This window comes from Brachybacterium sp. FME24, from assembly GCF_014897705.1.
In the GTDB taxonomy this organism is placed as follows: domain Bacteria; phylum Actinomycetota; class Actinomycetes; order Actinomycetales; family Dermabacteraceae; genus Brachybacterium.
In genome coordinates this window covers 21,687-38,980 of sequence record NZ_JABUXV010000023.1, presented here as the reverse complement: position 1 = coordinate 38,980, position 17,294 = coordinate 21,687, and the positions used below count along the sequence as shown (strand labels likewise).

The window sequence follows — 17,294 nt, the reverse complement described above, 5'->3', positions numbered from 1 at the left end:
GTGCGAACCGGACCGACGCAGGTCACATTCGGCCGAGATCATTCCTCCAGCTCGGCGAGTTCGACCAGCCGCAGGTCGTGCTGGTCACTGCCGAGCGCCGTACGAAGCGGCACCTCGTGGGCTGATCCGACGACGAACAACACACGTCCGCCGGGAACTGCGGCGGTCGCGGAGCGCAGACGGGCGGCCATCGCCAGGTTCCTCGCACGCCAGTTGGCGAGCATGACGCGTCGCAGTCGGGGAGTGTCCGATCCCGCGGCAAGGCGTTCCGCGCTCTCCAGCCGCTCCAGGTCACGCCGAACGTCGGTCGATGAATGGAAACGCCATTGAGCCCAGAGGTTGTCTGCAATGCGCCGCGGCGAGGTGGCGGCTTCGAGCAGCCCCGAGACCTGCTCGCGGAACGCGGTGAGTTCGGCCTCGAAACCCTCGGGCAGAGGATCGATGTTCTCGACGCCGGTGTGGTCGTCCACGTGCGCGACGTGATCATGCCCCAGTCGTCGGGCGATGGATGCGCCGATGGACACGGTTTCGCGAGGTCGGCTCGAGAGCTCATCGAGGAAGTCCATGATCGGCGACGCCAGACGGGCATCTGCGTAGGGAAGCAGCAGGGCATTGATCGGCTCCCGGGCTCGGAGCCAGGCGAGGACGCGTTCATCCAGCGGGGTCCCGTGCGCCATGGCGGCGCGACGTGCGGACCAGACCTCGCCCGGGGTGGCGCCGAGGAGGGCGGCGCCACGCCATGCATCGAGCGCACCGCCGACCTCGAAGCCTCCGAACGTCCCTCCTCGCAGCTCGTACTCGACGACGAGGTGACCCGGGAGCGCCTCGATCGCGACGAGATCTGGACGCCACCTCGCCAACCTGTTGCGCGCGGGAGCGACGACGGAATCAGGCAGCTCCGCCGTCAGGTGAGCGGTGGGGACGATCAGGAGTTCGGTGTCAGGCGCGGGAGAGAGCATCGACGACCTTTCTGCGCGGTGGCGGGTTCGAGACTACCGAGGCAAGGAGGCGTCGTCGTCGCACGGGCCCGGCCGTCGTGCCCGCGATCGCTGGATCCGGAACCACCTCCGGCGGCCGGCGCGCAGGGCCTGGCCCTCGGCGGGATCGAGCACCTGCTCCGGATCGGGGAGCCTCTGCCCGTCGATGTCGACGCCGCCGCCGCTCAGCAGGCGCCGTGCCTCGCTCCGGGACAGCTCCGGCCGCGCAGCGGTGACCAGGTCCAGCGCCGTGAGCTGCCCGGCGTCGAGCGCCAGCTGGGCCATATCGCGGGGCTGCTCGCGGGCAGAGAACACCCGGGTGAACTCTTCGCGGCTGCGACGGGCGGCCTGCGCGCCGTCGTGCCGACGCACCACCGCCTCGGCCAGGTCCAGCTTGGCGTCCCGCGCGGCGGCGCCGCCGGACAGCGCGCGCCGGCCCAGCTCCTCGGTCTGTTCGAGCGGCAGGTCGGAGTACACGCGAGCCCAGGTCTCCACGAGCGGATCGTGCAGAGTCATCAACCGCCCGAACTTCTCGCCCGCCGGTGCGCACAGGCCCACGTAGTTGTTCAGCGACTTGGACTGCTTGGGGCCCCCGTCGAGACCCGGCGTGACGGTGCTGGTGATGACGGTCTGCGGGAGCTGGCCGTGCTTGACCTGCAATTCACGGCCCATGGCCTCGTTGAACAGCTGGTCCGTGCCCACGATGGTGAGGTCGGCTTCGAGGGCGACGGAATCGAAACCCTGCAGCACCGGGTAGATCAGCTCGTGCATCGCGATCTCGGCGCCGGCGGCGATGCGGGAGCGGAACATGTCGCGCGAGATCAGGTGCGCGTGGGTGACCAGGCTCAGCTCCTGCAGCAGCCCCGGCATGCCCATCTCGTCGAACCACTCGGAGTTGCGACGGATCTGCAGCACCTCCGGTTCGCTGCGCAGCACCCGGGTGACCTGGTTCAGGAACGAGGCGGCGTTGTCCCGGATCTGCTCCTCGGTCAGGACGGGCCGAGCGGCGCTGCGCCCCGTGGGGTCACCGATGCGGCTGGTGGTGTCGCCGAGCAGGAAGATCACCACGTGGCCGCGATCCTGCAGGGCCCGCATCATCCACAGGTTCACGGCGTGCCCGAGGTGCAGGTCCGGTGCGGTGAGGTCCACGCCGAACTTGATGCGCAGCGGGCGGCCCTCGCGCAGGCGGTCCAGCAGGTCCTCGCGGCCGATGATCTGGTCGGTGGTGCGGTCGAGCTCGGCGATGATCGCCTCGGGAGCTTCAGGGGTGGTCATGGGAGTCCTCTCGAGAGGGCGAGGAGCTCCGTCGGACCCCGCGCCATGGAAACGCGAAAGGCGAGGACCGTGTGGTCCTCGCCCGGGGCTCTGAGGAGAGCGGTGCTACATCACTGCGGCTGCCTCACGGCAGCGGCACGCGCACGATGACACGGCTCGCATCAGAGCCGTGCGGATAGTCGAGTCGCAGGTGCATGGCGGAAGCGTAGCGCACCGATACTCGGGCCACCGGCGCCGGCAGGCCCGCCACTCACCGCCGTGCGGGACCGAGACCGGTGGACCCGCGCACCCGCAGCACCGGCTCCACGACACTGATCGTGTCCCGCGCCCGGCCCTCCCACCGTTCGCGCAGCATCTGCGCCGCGATCCTGCCCATCTCCTCCCGCGGCTGATTCACACTGCTCAGGTGCGGCCGCACGGTGAGTGCCACGGCCGAGGAGTCGTAGCCGACCACGCTGAGCTGCTCGGGCACGGGTACGTGCAGATCAGCCGCGCGATGCAGCACCTTCACCGCTGCGATGTCGTTCGCTGCGAACACTGCCGTGACCGCCGTCGGGTCGCCGCGCCGCACCGCGCGCAGCAGCAGCTCGATGCCCTGGTCGGCGGAGTCCGGGCCGATCACCTCGACGTGCTCGCGCAGTCCGAGCCGGTGGGCTTCGGTCAGAAAGCCCGCGCGGCGCATCGCCGGTCCGGGCCGGGTCGACATGGTGATGTGCGCCAGGTTCCGGTGCCCCACCTCCACGAGGTGTCGCACTGCGAGCGCGGCTCCGGCGGCGTCGTCATTGCGCACGGTGTCGGTCCCTGCCACGGCGTCCTGCATCCGACCGATGACGACGACCGGCACGATCTGCGCGGCTCGCTCGAGTGCTGCGGGTCGGAGCCAGGTGGTCACCGCGATGATCCCGTCGACCCCGAAATCCAGCAGGCCCTGCAGCTGCTTCTCCAACCGGTCCTCGTGGCGACGACCGTGGGCGATCACCACCCCGAGGCCGATCTGTTCGGCGTACCCCTCGATCCCGGCGATGACGTCGGTGTGGTACGGGTTGCCGAGGTCCGTCGGCAGCACCCCGATCAGTCCCGTTCCCCGCCCGCGCCGCCGGTATCCGAGCTCCCGCGCGGCCGCCAGGATGCGAAGACGGGTCTCGTGGCCGACGCCGCTGCGGTCGTTCAGCGCCATCGACGCGGAGGCCGGCGAGACCCCGGCGAGACGGGCGACGTGCGCCAGAGTGGGACGGGGCTGGGAGTCGGTCACCCCACGAGGTCTATCACCGCTTTCCTGCGTCGTGACCTGGGAATCTGAAGACTTTCAGTCGTGGACCCGAAGGCGTGCCGATCGGTTCACCTGGCGTTCATGAGGTCAGAGCCCGAGCCTCCTAGCGTGATCGATGTGGCCCGCGACGTGCCACCCGGCACCGCCCCGACATGCCGATCGCCCTGCCCCAGGAGAGACGTGACCACTGCGCCCCGCACGAACGAGCACCGCCCCGAGATCCCGCTGGCGGCACCGGTGGACACGATTCGCGAGGGCGCGGCCGAGAACTCGGCGGCGCAGCGATCCGGCACGACGCCGCACCACCCGGGCGCCGGCCTGCCTGCACCGAAGGCGCTGCTGCTGGACTTCGGGGGTGTGGTGCTGTCGACCACCGCCCGCGCGAGCTGGGCACAGGACCTCGCCGAGCGCATCGTGCGCCGCGCCAGTCCCCTCGGTGCAGCCCTCGAGATCGGAGCGGTCCAGGACTCGCTGCGGGCCGGCCGCACCGCCCTGTCGCTGTGGAAGAACGCCGCCTCCCGCCGACTCGCACCAAGAGAACTCGCCCCGCAGGAGATCGTCGCCGACTTCCTGCTGGCCGACCTCCCGACGACCGTGCGCCGCGGCCTGGCCCTGGACGCTCGGGAGATCCTCGCGGAGATGGCGCCGCTGGTCGCCGAGCACCACCTGCGCCCGGGCATCACCGATCTGCTCACCGAGTGCGCCACCCGTCGGATCCGCCTCGCGATCGTCTCCAACGCGCACTCCGGTCGCGCCCATCGTACGATCCTCGAGAACCTGGGGTTGGCGGAGCGTTTCGGGGTGCAGATCTACTCCGACGAGGTCGGGATCCGCAAGCCGCACCCGGACATGATCCGTCTGGCGACCGACGCCCTCGGGGTCTCGCCGCAGGAGGCCTGGTACGTCGGCGACACCTTGGACCGCGACGTGGTCGCCGGGCGGCGTGCGGGGGTCGGGGCCGTCGTGATCACGCGCGACCGCCGCACCGATCACCCGCCGTTCCCGATCTCCGAGACCCCGGATCTGGTTCTGGATACGCCCGAAGGCCTGCTCGCCCCGCTGCGTGCCGCGCTCGAGCACGGCGCGATCGCCACGACGCCGGAGACCCTCGGGCACACCGGCACCACGCATCCCGGCGTCGAGGACGGTGCCGAGCCGATCGGGAGCCGCGGTGACGGACCGGCCCGAGCACGCCCGGCGCTGCTGCTCGACCACGGCGGGGTGATCACCCTGTCCGTGCCCAACCCGGACCGCCATCGCGAGCTCGGCGGCCGCATCGTCGAGCTCTCCCGACGGGTCGGAGCACCGATCGACCAGGCCACCGCCGAAGGCGCGGTCGCCGAGGGCTGGGACCGGCACCGTGCCCGCAAACGCGACCGCGATGGTGGCTCCGACCCCGCGCACCGGCATGACGAGGTCGAGCCGGCCGTGCTCTGGGGCGACCTCGTCGGCGCCGGACTGCCGCAGGCACTGCGCGCCGCACTGCGACTGGAGGCACCCCAGCTGTCCCTCGCCCTGCATCGCGGGAAATCCGTCCCTGCCCCGCGCGCCGGCGCCCTGGAGCTGATCCAGTGGTGCCACGACCACGGCATCGTCGTCGGAATCGTCTCCAACACCATCTCCGGCCGCGGGGTGCGAGAGATCCTCGCCCGCTATGGCGTCGCGGACCGAATCGGCCCCGCCGCCTACTCCGACGAGATCGGGGTGCGCAAGCCCGGCCGCGCGATCTTCGAGGCCGCGCTCGCGGGTCTGGAGGCCGACCGGGCCGACGTCGTCTATGTCGGCGACAAGGTCCTCAACGACGGTGTGGGCGGTCGCGGCGCCGGCATCGGGACCATCTGCCTGCTGCGCGGCGGCAAGGACTCCGACGTCGATCTCGAGGCCGCACTCGCCGCCGAGCAGACCGACCATGTGCTCGCCTCCCCGGCCGATGTGATCGACGTGCTCGCCGCGCGTCTCGGCTCCGACCACGCCGGGGTATGACGGCGTCCCTCCGACCGGCCCACCACCGCGACCGAGACGGCGCCGACCCGCGTCGGCGCCACCACCGCTCCACCCGCCCCACCGCCTTGTGAGTTCCCGCCGTCCTGACGAAGGAGCACCATCATGTCCACCCAGTCCACTCAGCGCCCCGCCGAGGATGCACGCCGCGGCACCCTGCGCGGCGCGGTCGACGGCATGCGCCGCACCGAGCTGTCCACCTCGCAGAAGCTGATGATCTTCGTGCTGTCGATGTCCCTGTTCGGGCTGTCGAACATCATCCTGGAGATCATCCCCGACGTCTCCCTCGGTCCGATCGATATCTCCGTGTCCAACATGATCTTCGTGCCCTTGGCGATGGCTGCCCTGTTCTCGCCGTTCTGGGCCGCTCTCGGTGCCCCGCTGGGCGAGATCGTGTTCACCGACCTGCTGATGGGTGACTTCTCCGGGCTCGCCGAGGTCGAGGGCTACCTGCAGATGTTCCTGGCGATCTACATCGGCGGCTCCCTGGTCCGCAATCCCCGCAACCGCATCCAGATCATCCTCGGCGCCATCGCCATCATCCTCATCGACAAGGTGCTCTCTGCCGTGGTGGACCTGGGCAAGGTCTGGGTCGGTGTCGAGGACGCCGAGTACGTCGAGGGCCTTCCCGAGTCGATGCTCGCGATCGAGGTGATCGGCCTGGGTGCGGATGTGCTGATGTCCGGCATCCTGCTCGGGGCGATCCCGGCGATCTGGCTGATCCCCGCCCTGCACGGCAAGATCGAACCGCTGATGGGAATGCGCCCACGGGTCCCCGGCGAACCGATCCCCGATTCTGCCCCGAGGACCCCGCTGTTCGTCGGTGTCGTGCTGCTGCTCTCGGTGGCCTCGTTCGGCTTCGCCTTCCTGGAGGCCTTCGACCTCAGCGCCGGCTCCTTCGAACCCGACTTCATCGACCGCTTCGGCAACGGGTTCCTGCTCCTCGCGGTGGCCGCGATCGCCGTCGTGATGATCGTGGCGATCATCCTGTTCCGCTTCTCCCGCACTGCTGTGGATCCCGCGGCCGACGGGACGGCGGACCACGGCACCGCTGCTGCCCCCACCGCCACCGACACCGACGTGGACACCTCGCGCTGACGCGCCGGGCACCCTCGCGACCAGGAGCATCCGTGCAGACCATTCCCTCGACCACCCGCCTTGCGACCGCCGACCCGGAGCAGGCCGCTTCAGCGCCCGGCACCGCACCTGTGATCGTCGTGAAGGACCTGTCCTTCCGCTACCCGGGAGCTGACCGCGACACGCTGCGCAACGTCGACCTCACCATCGAGCGCGGCGACTTCGTGGCGGTGGTCGGGGGCAACGGCTCTGCCAAGACCACTCTGTGCAAGACCTTCAACGGCCTGGTCCCGCACTACTGGAACGGGGACTTCGCCGGTCACGTGCACGTGGGTGGACAGGACACCTGGGACTCGACCGTCGCCGAGCTCTCCAGTCGCGTGGGGTACGTCTACCAGGACTTCCAGAACCAGCTCGTGCGACCGACCGTCCGCGACGAGATCGCCTTCGGTCCCCTGAACTTCGGCCATGAGGACTATCGCGAGCGCACCGAGGAGGCGCTCGCACAGCTGGGAATCGCCCACCTGCGCGACAGCTTCGTCTGGCAGCTCTCCGGAGGCCAGGCGCACCTGGTGGCCCTCGCCGCGGTGCTGGCCCTGCGCCCGGAGGTGATCGTGGTCGACGAGCCCGTCGCCGAGCTGGACCCGGCGCGTGCGCGCGAGATCTACCTGCGCCTGCGGGACCTCAACGAGAACCACGGCATCACCGTGATCACGATCGAGCACCACGCCGAGTTCGTCGCCGAGTTCGCGAGCTCGGTGGTGCTGATGGCGGACGGCGCGCCCGTCTGGCACCTGCCCGTGCAGCAGGCCATGGACCGCCACCAGGATCTTCAGGCCCACGGCATCCCGGCGCCCGATGCGGTGTCCCTGACCGCGGCGGTCGGGGAGGAACCGGTCGCGCTGGACGTCTCCTCAGCAGCGGCCATGCTCCGCCCGTACGTGCACGAACGGAGCACCGAGGTGCCCGTCGCGAGGGCCGAACCCGCGCCCGCGGCGGAGGTCGTCGCCTCCCTGCGCGGCGTGCACCATGGCTACCGCTCCGTCAGCGGCGGGCTCTGTCCGGTGCTGGTCGATCTGGACCTGGACCTGCACTCGGGGGAGCGGATCGCTCTGGTCGGCACCAATGGGGCCGGCAAGACCACCCTGATGAAGCTGTTGACCGGGCTCGCCGTGCCGCGCGCCGGCACCCTCACGGTGGACGGCATCGATACCCGGTCCCGTTCCGCCGCACGCCTCGCGGACCATGTCGCCTACCTGTACCAGCACCCGCAGCGCATGTTCCTCAAGGACACCGTGCGCGCCGACGTCGCCCTCTTCCCCGTCGGCCGCCGGCTGCCGGACGCGCAGCAACTGGTCGACGAGGTCGTCGAGCGCGTAGGGCTGACCTCTCTCGCTGATCGTGACGGGCGCGCTCTCTCCGGCGGCCAGCAGCGTCGCGCCACGATCGCCATCGGCCTCGCCATGCGCCCCAGTCTGCTGCTGCTCGACGAACCCACCTCGAGTCTGGACGTGCGCTCGCGCCACGACGTCACCAGCATGCTCGACTCGCTCGCTGAGACAGTGCGGTGCGCGGTCGTCGCCACGCACGACATGGAGCTCGTGGCCACCTGGGCGACCCGCGTGATCGTGCTGGATCAGGGCCGAGTGCTGGCCGACGTCTCGCCCCGCGAGCTGTTCTCCACCCCCGAGGTCACCGCCCAGGCCCGCCTGGTGCCCCCACAGGCCGCGCGTATCGCCCGCGAACTGGACCTGGAACCGCTGGCGCTGACCGCCGCCGAGCTGCTCACCCGGCTGCGGACCTCCGCGAGCTCGACCGCTCGTCCCGCCCGCTCACCGTCGGAGGATCGCTGATGGCCCGCAAGACCCATGACGTGCTGAGCGTCGAATGGGTGCGCCTGGAACTGCTGCGCACCGCCTACTCCACCCGCGGGGGCCTGTTCTCCCGTATGGACCCGCGCATGGTCCTGGCCTGGTACGTCCTGCTCGCCCTGGCGCCCTGGTTCACCCACAACCTCACCGTGCTGATCGGGATGTTCCTGCTCGGCGTGATCTCGGTGGCGCTCGCCCGCGTGGGCCCCTTGGTGCTGGGACTGTTCGTGTTCGGGGTGGGTGCCGATGTGATCGGTCTGTTCGTCGCCTCGTTCCTGTTCGGCGGCGACCTGACCACCCTGATCGCGCTGGCCGAGCTGAACCTCAAGCTCGGTGCCGTCTCGATGGCATCGATGGCGGCCTTCGTCTCCCTGGATCCGGAGAAGCTCTCCGACGCACTGCTGTCGCTGCGCGCCCCGGAGCTGCTGGCCTTCGGTGTCAGCTACGGGTACCGGATGCTGCCGATCCTGGTCGACGAGTACGTGACGGTGTTCGAAGGGCAGCGTCTGCGGCACGCCCCGCCGCCCACGCGCGGGCTGCTCGGCTGGCGGGTGATCCTGACGTGGTGCGTCCTCGCCGTCACGGCGTTCTATCCGATCATGCTCAACACCGCGAAGAACGTGCGCACGACGGTCGAAGCCCTGGAGACCCGTGGCTTCACCTACGGAACGAACAATCCCGCCGGGCGGGCACTGCGCCTGGCCTACCTGAAGGTGACGGCGCTGGACGTCGCCGTGCTGGCAGCGTCCGCCCTCGCGGTGGTGGGCGCGTACTGGCTGGGGGCACAGTTCCCGCTCCACCGCTGAGGCATCCTCGGGCTGGAGGCCGGCTCCGGTCAGTCGTCCTTCTCGGGGTGGCGGGCGATGTTGATGACGGCGGCGACGAGGCCGCCCCAGACGGTGACGATCGCGACGGTCATCATGATGATGGCGGAGACAGACATGGTCACTCCTGAGAGTCGGGGGTCGGGTGGATCAATGGTTGCGAGCGGCGAGCGGCGAGCGGCGAGCGGCGAGCGGCGAACTGCGTCAGCAGGTCACCGCGGCGCGGAACGCAGCTCGTGCGGAGTGGCGGCCTCAGGGGTCGGGACCAGGCCCTTGCCGGCCACGGCCTCGGGCGCGATCGGATCGCCGTCGGAGTCGTCCTTGAACAGGTTGGACCCGGCGGGCCACGGGATCAGCGACAGACCGATCGCGACGACCACGAGGCCGATCGCCATCACCCAGCCGAAGACGAACACGAACCAGCCCGGGTAGCCCTCGTAGGTGCCGTCGGCCGTGAGCAGGTTGATGGTGCTGACGATCAGCGAGACGCCCAGCACCAGCGGCGCGATGACCGCCACGCAGAGCATCCAGATCCGACCGATGGGGAAGGTGCCCTTGTGATTGAGGTGATCGCGCAGCGTGGGCAGGCCCCGCACCACGTAGGTGACCACGATCGTGGAGACCAGAGCGGCCGCGACGATGCCGTATTCGTTGGCCCACTTGTCCAGCACATCCAGCAACGGCAGTCCCATCGTGGTGGAGAACAGCGCCGTGGAGACGACCGCGAGCGGCACGCACACCCAGAGCGTCGCGGGGACACGGGCGAAGCCGAACTTGTCCTGGATCGCGGCGATGACCACCTCGACGATGGAGATCAGCGAGGTGAATCCGGCCAGCACCAGCGAGCCGAAGAACAGCACGCCGATCACGGCACCGGCGGGGGCCTCGCTGATGATCGTGGGGAAGGCGATGAATGCCAGCCCCACGCCCGCGGTGACGACCTCGTCGATCGCGACGCCCTGCGCTTGGGCCATGAACCCGAGCGCGGAGAACACGCCGATGCCGCAGAGGATCTCGAAGCCGGAGTTCGCCAGGCCGACGACCAGGCCGGAGCCGGTGAGGTCGGTCTTCTTCTTGAGGTACGAGGAGTAGGTGAGCATGATGCCGAACGCCACGGAGAGCGAGAAGAAGATCTGACCGTAGGCGGCGATCCACACGCCCGGGTCGAGCAGTGCGGCCCAGTGCGGCTCGAACAGGGCGTTCAGGCCGTCGACCGCGCCGTCGAGGAACAGCGAGCGCACCACGAGGATCAAGAACATCAGCACCAGCAGCGGGATGAAGACGACAGAGCTGGCGGCGATGCCCTTCTGCACACCGAGGGACATCACCACGATGACCGCGAGCCACACCACGATCAGGGAGATGAGCACGGCAGGGACCACGTCGAAGGAGATGGTGGCGTCGGCGCCGCCGAGGGCCTGGGTGTATTCGCCGAAGAAGCCCTCCGCGTCATCTCCCCAGCGCTGGTCCAGGGAGAAGAAGGTGTAGTTCGTGGCCCAGGCCAGGATCAGTGCGTAGTAGAGCGCGATGATCAGGGCGATCAGCACCTGCCACCAGCCGATGAACTCGGTCCAGCGCCGGAAGCGGCGCCAGGCGGCGGGCGCGGAGCCGCGCCAGCGGTGGCCGATCGCGTAGTCGAGGAACAACAGCGGGATGCCCGCGGTCAGCAGCGCGAGCAGGTACGGCAGGATGAATGCGCCGCCGCCGTTCTCGTAGGCCACGGCCGGGAAGCGCCAGATGTTGCCGAGCCCGACGGCGGAACCGATGGCCGCGAAGATGAACGTGGTGCGGCCCGCAAAGGCCCCGCGGTCAGCTTGCGCGCCGGTCGCGCCCGTCGTGCCGGGTGTGGAGGATGGTGCGCTCACAGGTGTCGCCTCCGGAAAGTTGCGCTGAGGAGCAGCGGCTGAGGGGAATGGCAAGGGCGGTCTCGGCACGTGGCCAGGGCGTCGCGCGGCGAGCGGTTCTCGCATCCGCGCGATGGCCGGATGGTACGCGGCCGACGGGGTGGGAGGCTGCGCACCGTGCAGGGATGATACTCGCCCGGCCGATCGTGGTGCAGTGACGCCGCGGTAGGTGGGTGCGCGGTGTCGTGCAGGGCGCCGCCCGCGCGAGGACGGGGGCGCTCCCGACGTGCTGGCGGTCCCGGTGGACGGAGCCTCCCGCCGCGCTGGTCGGCGAGCGGGAGGCTGTGTCCGCAGGGGTCAGTCGGCGGGCGGGGGCGGGGGCGTCGGGGCGCCCACCGGGGGCGCGACCCGCGGGTAGCGTGCGGCGCCCGCGGTCTCGCGGGCACCACCCGCACCGTCGGTGTCGGCCACGGCGGCGGTGGTTCCGGAGCCGGCGGCGGCGCGGGCCGGAGAAGGGTCCCAGCCGGCGTCGACCACGCGGCGCTGCATGAGGATGGCGCCGCCGAGGAGCACGAGGCCGATCACGGCCAGCAGCACGATGCCCGGCAGCACGCCGGTGCGCGCGCTGTAGCCGATGAGGATGCCGAACCAGCCGAAGTCGGTGTCCCCGAAGGTGGTGTTCGCCGAGCCGAAGGAGCCCAGCACCTTCAGCAGCAGCGCCGGCAGGAAGGTCACGAGCAGGCCGTTGACGAAGCCGCCGGCGACGGCGCCCCGGCGGCCGCCGGTCGCGTTGCCGTAGACGCCGGCGGCGCCACCGGTGAAGAAGTGCGGCACCAGGCCGGGCAGGATCAGGGCCAGGCCCAGCACCGGTCCGAGCCATACGCCGAGCACGAGCAGGCCGATGAGCCCGCCGGCGAAGCTGGAGAGGAAGCCGATCAGCACGGCGTTCTGCGCGTAGGGGAAGACGATCGGTGCGTCCAGGGCCGGGATCGCGCCCGGGACCACCTTGGCGGCGATGCCCTGGAAGGCGGGCACCAGCTCGCCGAGGATCGTGCGCACGCCGAACAGGATCACGGCGACGGCGATGCCGAACTGCAGACCCTGGGTCACGGACTGCATGAGGTAGTTGCCGACGTCGCTCGCGCCGCCCTCGAAGGCCTCGAAGGCGGTGGCCTCCCCGGCGCGGGTCAGGTACACGACGGCGACCACGAGGTACATCAGCACCATCGACAGGGCGGTGGCCACCATCGAGTCGCGCAGGAAGCGCAGAGATTCGGGGACCTTGAGGTCCTCGGTGGAGCGGCTGCGGCCCTTGGGGTCGACAAGACGGCCGACGGTGCCGGCGGCGATGTAACCGGCGGTGCCGAAGTGCCCGATCGCGATCGAGTCGTCACCGGTGATGCGGCGGGTCCAGGGCTGGGCGAAGGCCGGCAGCGCCACCATCAGGATGCCCAGCAGGATCGCGCCGAGGACCACGACCACGACGGTGGGCATCCCGGCCGAGGCCATCACCACGGTGATCAGGGTGGCCATGAACAGGAGGTGGTGGCCGGTGAGGAACACATAGCGCAGCGGCGTGAAGCGGGCCAGCAGGATCGCGACCACGAAGCCGAGGATCATCAGCCACGCCACCTGGGCGCCGAACTCCTCCTGGGCGATGCCGGCGATGGCCTCGTTGGTGGGGACGACGCCCTGGGCGCCGAGAGCGCCCTGGATCATGACGCCCAAGGGGGTGAGGGAGGCGCTGACGAGGGTCGCGCCGGCGCCGATCAACAGGAAGCCGAGGACGGCCTTGAGAGCGCCGCCGGTGATCTGGCCGACCGATTTGCGCAGGGCGATCAGGCCGACGGCGGTGATGATGCCGATGAGGTAGGCGGGCACGCTGAGGATCTCGTTGACGAGGAACTCGGCGATGGAGACGAGCACGTTCATGGTCTTGCTCCGTAGTGGGGGTCGGAAAGGAGCCGCGTCGGGTCAGGAGGCGGGCGGGATGTCAGATCGCGTAGATGCGGCGCAGCACGGAGTCGATCTCGGCCTGCGAGGTGAAGTTCTCGATGATCTCGACGGGCACGCCGACCTCGCCGAGGGTCTCCGCGATCGCACCGGAGGTGAGGATGACGTCGGCGTCCTTGGCCTTGCCCTTGGCGGAGATGGTGTCGGTGGCCTCGATGTCCAGGTAGGAGGACCAGCCCCACCGGTCCAGGACCTGCTCCGCGGTGTTCTTCAGGAACAGGCTGGTGCCCAGTCCGTTGCCGCACACCGTGAGGATGAGCTTCTTGGAGGGGACCGTGTCGGGGTCGGTGGGCTCCGCTGATGCGGCTGCGGGCACGGGGTGGGCGGCACCGGTGGGCGCGGCATCCGGGCCACCGGCGTCTGCGGCAACGGGTTCCGCGGTGTCGGACCCTGCGCCGTCCGCGGCGTCCTCGGGAGATCCTGCGGGAGCATCCCCGGCACCGAGGACGGCGAGCACCTCCTGCGCGGAAGCGGCCGAGTCCAGGGCGCTGCGGCTGTCGGTGTCGGCCAGCACGCCGGCGAGGGCGGCGAGGGCCGCCTGGTGGGCGGAGCTGTCGGCCGCGGCGAGCGCCATCACCAGGGTCACCGGGTCATTGGACGTGTGCCCGAAGGACAGGGGCTCCGCCAGGCGCACGAAGGACATCGCGGTGCGGCGCACGGAGTCGTCGGGGCGGGAGTGGGCCAGGGCGAACCCCGGCGTGATGACGATGTAGGGACCGTGCTCCTCGACGGTGCGGATCATCGCGTCGGTGTAGGAGGGGCCGATCGCGCCGGTGGAGACGAGCAGGTCCCCGGAGAGCCGGATCGCCTCGCGCCAGTCCTCGGCCGGGGCGTCGAGGAGGATGGCGCCCGGATCGAGCAGGTCGCTGAGCTGTGACATGGGATGAGCTTCTTCTGACGAGGGGTTTCGCGGGTGCGATGGTCGAGGCTACGTGGTCGCCGACGGCGAGCGCCCACCCTGGCTGTGCACGTCACACCCCGTCGAACAACGGGGGTCACGAACCGGCAACACGGTGGCAATCCTGCCCCGACCATGCCCTGCATGCCTATTGTCGACCCCATGCCTTCTCCGCTGTCTCCGCCGCCGCCGTCCTCGCCGTCGACGTCCTCCCAGCAGTCTCCTGCGAGCGTGCAGCACACCGAGGTCTCCACCGCCTATCTCCAGCAGCTCGACGAGGAGCGGGAGGCCGCGATGCGCACCGCCTCGCACCCGGGCTCCGCGTTCGCCGGGGCCGACGCCGCCCTCCACGACCGGCTCGAGGATCTCGTCCAGGCCGACGCGAGCGAGATGATCACGCTCCTGCTCGATCTCGCCGAGCACCCGGAGGTCGCCTTCGAGGAGCACCGCTCCGCGCGCGCCATCGTCACTGTCCTCGCAGCTCATGGCATCGAGGCGCAGCTCGGGGTGCACGGCCTGGACACCGCGATCCGGGCGGAGATCCATGGCGAGGGGGATGGGCCGACGCTCGCGATCCTCTCCGAGTACGACGCCCTGCCCGGCGTGGGCCACGGCTGCGGGCACAACGTCATCGCCGTGATGGGCCTGGGCGGCTTCCTCGCCCTGGCCGCTCTCGCGACGGCCGAGCCGTCGGCCGTTCCTGGCCGGGTCGTGTTCCTCGGGACCCCGGCCGAGGAGGGCCACACCGGCAAGGAGTACATGGCCCGCGAAGGCGCCTTCGAGGGGCTGGATGCCGCGGTGATGGCCCACCCCTACGGCTACGACCTGGCCGACCAGACCTGGCTGGGCCGTCGGACCCTCACCGTCGAGTATCACGGGCACACCGCCCACGCCTCCGCCCAGCCGTTCATGGGCCGCAATGCCCTGGACGCCGCGAGCCTCATGTACCAGGGCATCGGCCTGATGCGGCAGCAGACCCCGCCGTCGGACCGTATCCACGCGGTGATCCGCGAGGGCGGCGAGCGCGCGAGCGTCATCCCCGACCACGCGAGACTCGACCTCTACGTGCGCTCCCAGCGACCCGAGACCCTCCGGGACCTCTCGGCGCGCGTCGAGGACGTGGCCCGCGGCGCCGCCCTCATGGCCGGCGTCGGCGTGAGCGTGAACTGGGACCAGCACCCGCCCTCCCTGCCGGTGCGCACCAACGAGGCCCTCACCGGGCGCTGGGTCCAGGCCCAGCGCCGCCGCGGCCGCGATCCGCTGCCCCTCGGCGTCGTCTCCCCGATCCTGGCGGCCTCCACCGACTTCGGCAATGCCAGTTATCGGGTGCCCGGCATCCACCCGGTCATCCGGATCGCCCCACCGGAGGTCGCCCTGCACACCCGCGAGTTCGCGGCCTGGGCGGTCTCGGATCTCGCCCGCACTGCTGCGGTCGACGGAGCCTACGGCCTGGCCGCGACCGTGTTGGACGTGCTCCACGACCCGCAGCTGGCACGCGCCATGGCCACGGAGTTCGAGGAAGCCGGCGGCGCGATCGACGTGCCCGCGTACTTCGACTGACCCGATCCCGCAGCAGACCCCGGCCCCGCGCCCGTCACCTGACCCGACTGGAGTCCCCATGAGCGCAGCACCGACCGAACCGGCGACGACCGGTTTCACCGACAAGCTCCTGAACGGGGTGGAGAGGGCCGGCAACAAGCTGCCCGAGCCCTTCATGCTGTTCCTGATCCTGTTCGCAGTCACCGGCATCGTCTCGACCGGCATGGCCTGGGCGGGCGTGGTCGTCTCCGTGCCCGGCTCGGACGAGCCCACGGCCATCAAGGGCCTGTTCACCGGGGAGGGCCTGACGTGGCTGACCACCACCCTGGGCGAGAACTACATCGGCTTCCCGCCGCTGGTGACCGTGCTGCCGATCCTGCTGGCGATCGGCATCGCCCAGCACTCCGGCCTGCTGGGAGCCGCGATCCGCAAGCTCTTCGGGACCTCCCCGGCGTGGATGCTCCCGTACGTCGTCGGCTTCGTCGGCGTGGTCTCCTCGATCATGTCCGACTCCGCCTTCGTGGTGGTGCCCCCGCTGGCGGCCCTGGTGTTCAAGGCCGCCGGCCGCCACCCCGTCGCCGGCCTGCTGGGCGGGTTCGCCGCCGCCGGCGCCGGCTACTCCACGAACATCTTCCCGACCTCGCTGGATGCCCTGTTCGCGGGCATCACCACCTCGGTGATGGGCGCGCTGCCCGGGTTCGAGACCACCCCGGTCAACCCGGTCTCGAACTGGTTCTTCAACATCACCGCCTCGATCATCCTGGGCTTCGTCGCCGGCTTCATCATCGATCGCGTCCTCGAGCCGCGCCTGAACCGCCAGGGCATCGGCCGCGATGAGGTCCGCGAGGACGGCGAGTCCGACAGCGGGGAGAGCGCCGAGCAGATGCGCGCCGCCCTGTCCCCGCAGGAGAACAAGGGTCTGCTGATCGCCGTGCTCAGCGCCGCGGTGCTGACCGCCGCGTTCCTGCTGGCGTTCCTGATGCCGGAGTCCCCGTGGCGCAATGAGGAGGGTGGCTTCCTGCCGAAATCCCCGCTGCTGAGCTCGATCGTGTTCATCGTGGTCGCGTACTTCATGGTGGTCGGCATCGCCTACGGCGTGGTCACCGGGACCCTGCGCAGCAGCCGCGATGCGGTGCGCATGATGAGCGAGGCGCTCAAGGAGATGCTGCCCTTCGTGGTGCTCGCCTTCATCCTGGGCAACTTCATCGCCCTGTTCAACTGGTCCGGCATCGGCACCTGGATCGCGGTGACCGGCGCCGCAGCGCTCGAGGGCGTGGGCCTCACCGGATTCCCGGCGGTCCTGGGCTTCATCCTGCTGGCCAGCTGCCTGAACCTGTTCATCATCTCCGGCTCGGGCATGTGGGCGATCATGGGCGCCGTGTTCGTGCCGATGTTCGCGCTGATCGGCTACGAGCCGGCCTTCACCCAGGCCGCCTTCCGCGTGGGCGACTCCGCCACCCAGATCATCACCCCGATGAACCCGTACATGATCGTGCTGCTGGGCATGCTGCGGAAGTACGAGCCCGGCGCGGGCCTCGGCACGCTGATGGCGCGCATGCTGCCCTTCGTGGTGCCGTTCTGGATCGTGTGGACCGTCATCCTCGCCGTATTCTTCGTCGTCGATCTTCCGCTGGGCCCCGGCAACGGGATCTTCCTGGAGAAGTGACGAGGTGCCGCGATGGTCGGCGCGCTGAGCGCCGGCTGG

The 17,294-nt window shown here is 70.3% G+C and carries 13 protein-coding genes; 6 read left to right on the top strand and 7 right to left on the bottom strand.

Annotated features, from left to right (window positions below):
• Nucleotides 1-38: 38 nt before the first annotated feature.
• From INT51_RS19650 to INT51_RS19640, 3 genes are all read right to left on the bottom strand, one after another.
• Nucleotides 39-959, bottom strand: coding sequence for a DUF5694 domain-containing protein (locus tag INT51_RS19650; RefSeq protein WP_193107110.1), 921 nt, complete (start codon nucleotides 957-959; stop codon nucleotides 39-41).
• A 33-nt stretch (nucleotides 960-992) separates the two neighbouring features.
• Nucleotides 993-2,252, bottom strand: coding sequence for a tyrosine--tRNA ligase (gene tyrS / locus INT51_RS19645; RefSeq protein WP_193107109.1), 1,260 nt, complete (start codon nucleotides 2,250-2,252; stop codon nucleotides 993-995).
• A 250-nt stretch (nucleotides 2,253-2,502) separates the two neighbouring features.
• Nucleotides 2,503-3,504, bottom strand: coding sequence for a LacI family DNA-binding transcriptional regulator (locus INT51_RS19640; RefSeq protein WP_304502265.1), 1,002 nt, complete (start codon nucleotides 3,502-3,504; stop codon nucleotides 2,503-2,505).
• Between the two features lie 198 nt (nucleotides 3,505-3,702).
• On the opposite strand from INT51_RS19640, the gene INT51_RS19635 reads away from it, so the two are divergent.
• The 4 genes from INT51_RS19635 (at nucleotide 3,703) to INT51_RS19620 (ending at nucleotide 9,277) form a co-directional block, all read left to right on the top strand.
• Nucleotides 3,703-5,505: an HAD-IA family hydrolase gene (locus INT51_RS19635; RefSeq protein WP_304502264.1), complete on the top strand. Its 1,803-nt coding sequence runs from the start codon at nucleotides 3,703-3,705 to the stop codon at nucleotides 5,503-5,505.
• A gap of 123 nt (nucleotides 5,506-5,628) precedes the next feature.
• Nucleotides 5,629-6,621 carry a cell division protein FtsQ gene (locus INT51_RS19630; RefSeq protein ID WP_193107107.1) on the top strand — a complete coding sequence of 331 codons (993 nt, stop codon included), beginning with the start codon at nucleotides 5,629-5,631 and terminating at the stop codon, nucleotides 6,619-6,621.
• A gap of 32 nt (nucleotides 6,622-6,653) precedes the next feature.
• On the top strand, nucleotides 6,654-8,453 hold the full coding sequence (locus tag INT51_RS19625) for an ABC transporter ATP-binding protein (RefSeq protein ID WP_193107106.1): 1,800 nt from the start codon (nucleotides 6,654-6,656) through the stop codon (nucleotides 8,451-8,453).
• Complete coding sequence (locus INT51_RS19620) at nucleotides 8,453-9,277, top strand: energy-coupling factor transporter transmembrane protein EcfT (protein ID WP_193107105.1); 825 nt, start codon at nucleotides 8,453-8,455, stop codon at nucleotides 9,275-9,277. The genes INT51_RS19625 and INT51_RS19620 overlap by 1 nt, the downstream gene beginning before the upstream one ends.
• 29 nt (nucleotides 9,278-9,306) lie before the next feature.
• Here INT51_RS19620 and INT51_RS19615 read toward each other — a convergent pair whose 3' ends face one another.
• From INT51_RS19615 to INT51_RS19600, 4 genes are all read right to left on the bottom strand, one after another.
• Nucleotides 9,307-9,414, bottom strand: a complete 108-nt coding sequence (locus tag INT51_RS19615) for a methionine/alanine import family NSS transporter small subunit (protein ID WP_193107104.1) — start codon at nucleotides 9,412-9,414, stop codon at nucleotides 9,307-9,309.
• A gap of 93 nt (nucleotides 9,415-9,507) precedes the next feature.
• Nucleotides 9,508-11,160: a sodium-dependent transporter gene (locus tag INT51_RS19610; RefSeq protein ID WP_193107103.1), complete on the bottom strand. Its 1,653-nt coding sequence runs from the start codon at nucleotides 11,158-11,160 to the stop codon at nucleotides 9,508-9,510.
• Between the two features lie 336 nt (nucleotides 11,161-11,496).
• Nucleotides 11,497-13,071, bottom strand: a complete 1,575-nt coding sequence (locus tag INT51_RS19605) for a PTS ascorbate transporter subunit IIC (protein WP_193107102.1) — start codon at nucleotides 13,069-13,071, stop codon at nucleotides 11,497-11,499.
• Nucleotides 13,072-13,132: 61 nt separating this feature from the next.
• The gene (locus INT51_RS19600; protein WP_193107101.1) at nucleotides 13,133-14,032 is read right to left on the bottom strand and encodes a PTS sugar transporter subunit IIA; all 900 of its coding nucleotides are present in this window, start codon (nucleotides 14,030-14,032) and stop codon (nucleotides 13,133-13,135) included.
• A gap of 180 nt (nucleotides 14,033-14,212) precedes the next feature.
• Between INT51_RS19600 and INT51_RS19595 the strand changes: the two genes are divergently transcribed.
• A complete protein-coding gene (locus tag INT51_RS19595; RefSeq protein WP_226985966.1) occupies nucleotides 14,213-15,610 on the top strand; it encodes a M20 family metallopeptidase in 1,398 nt (465 codons plus the stop codon).
• 58 nt (nucleotides 15,611-15,668) lie between these two features.
• The gene (locus INT51_RS19590) at nucleotides 15,669-17,255 is read left to right on the top strand and encodes an AbgT family transporter (protein ID WP_193107100.1); all 1,587 of its coding nucleotides are present in this window, start codon (nucleotides 15,669-15,671) and stop codon (nucleotides 17,253-17,255) included.
• The last annotated feature ends 39 nt before the right edge of the window (nucleotides 17,256-17,294 follow it).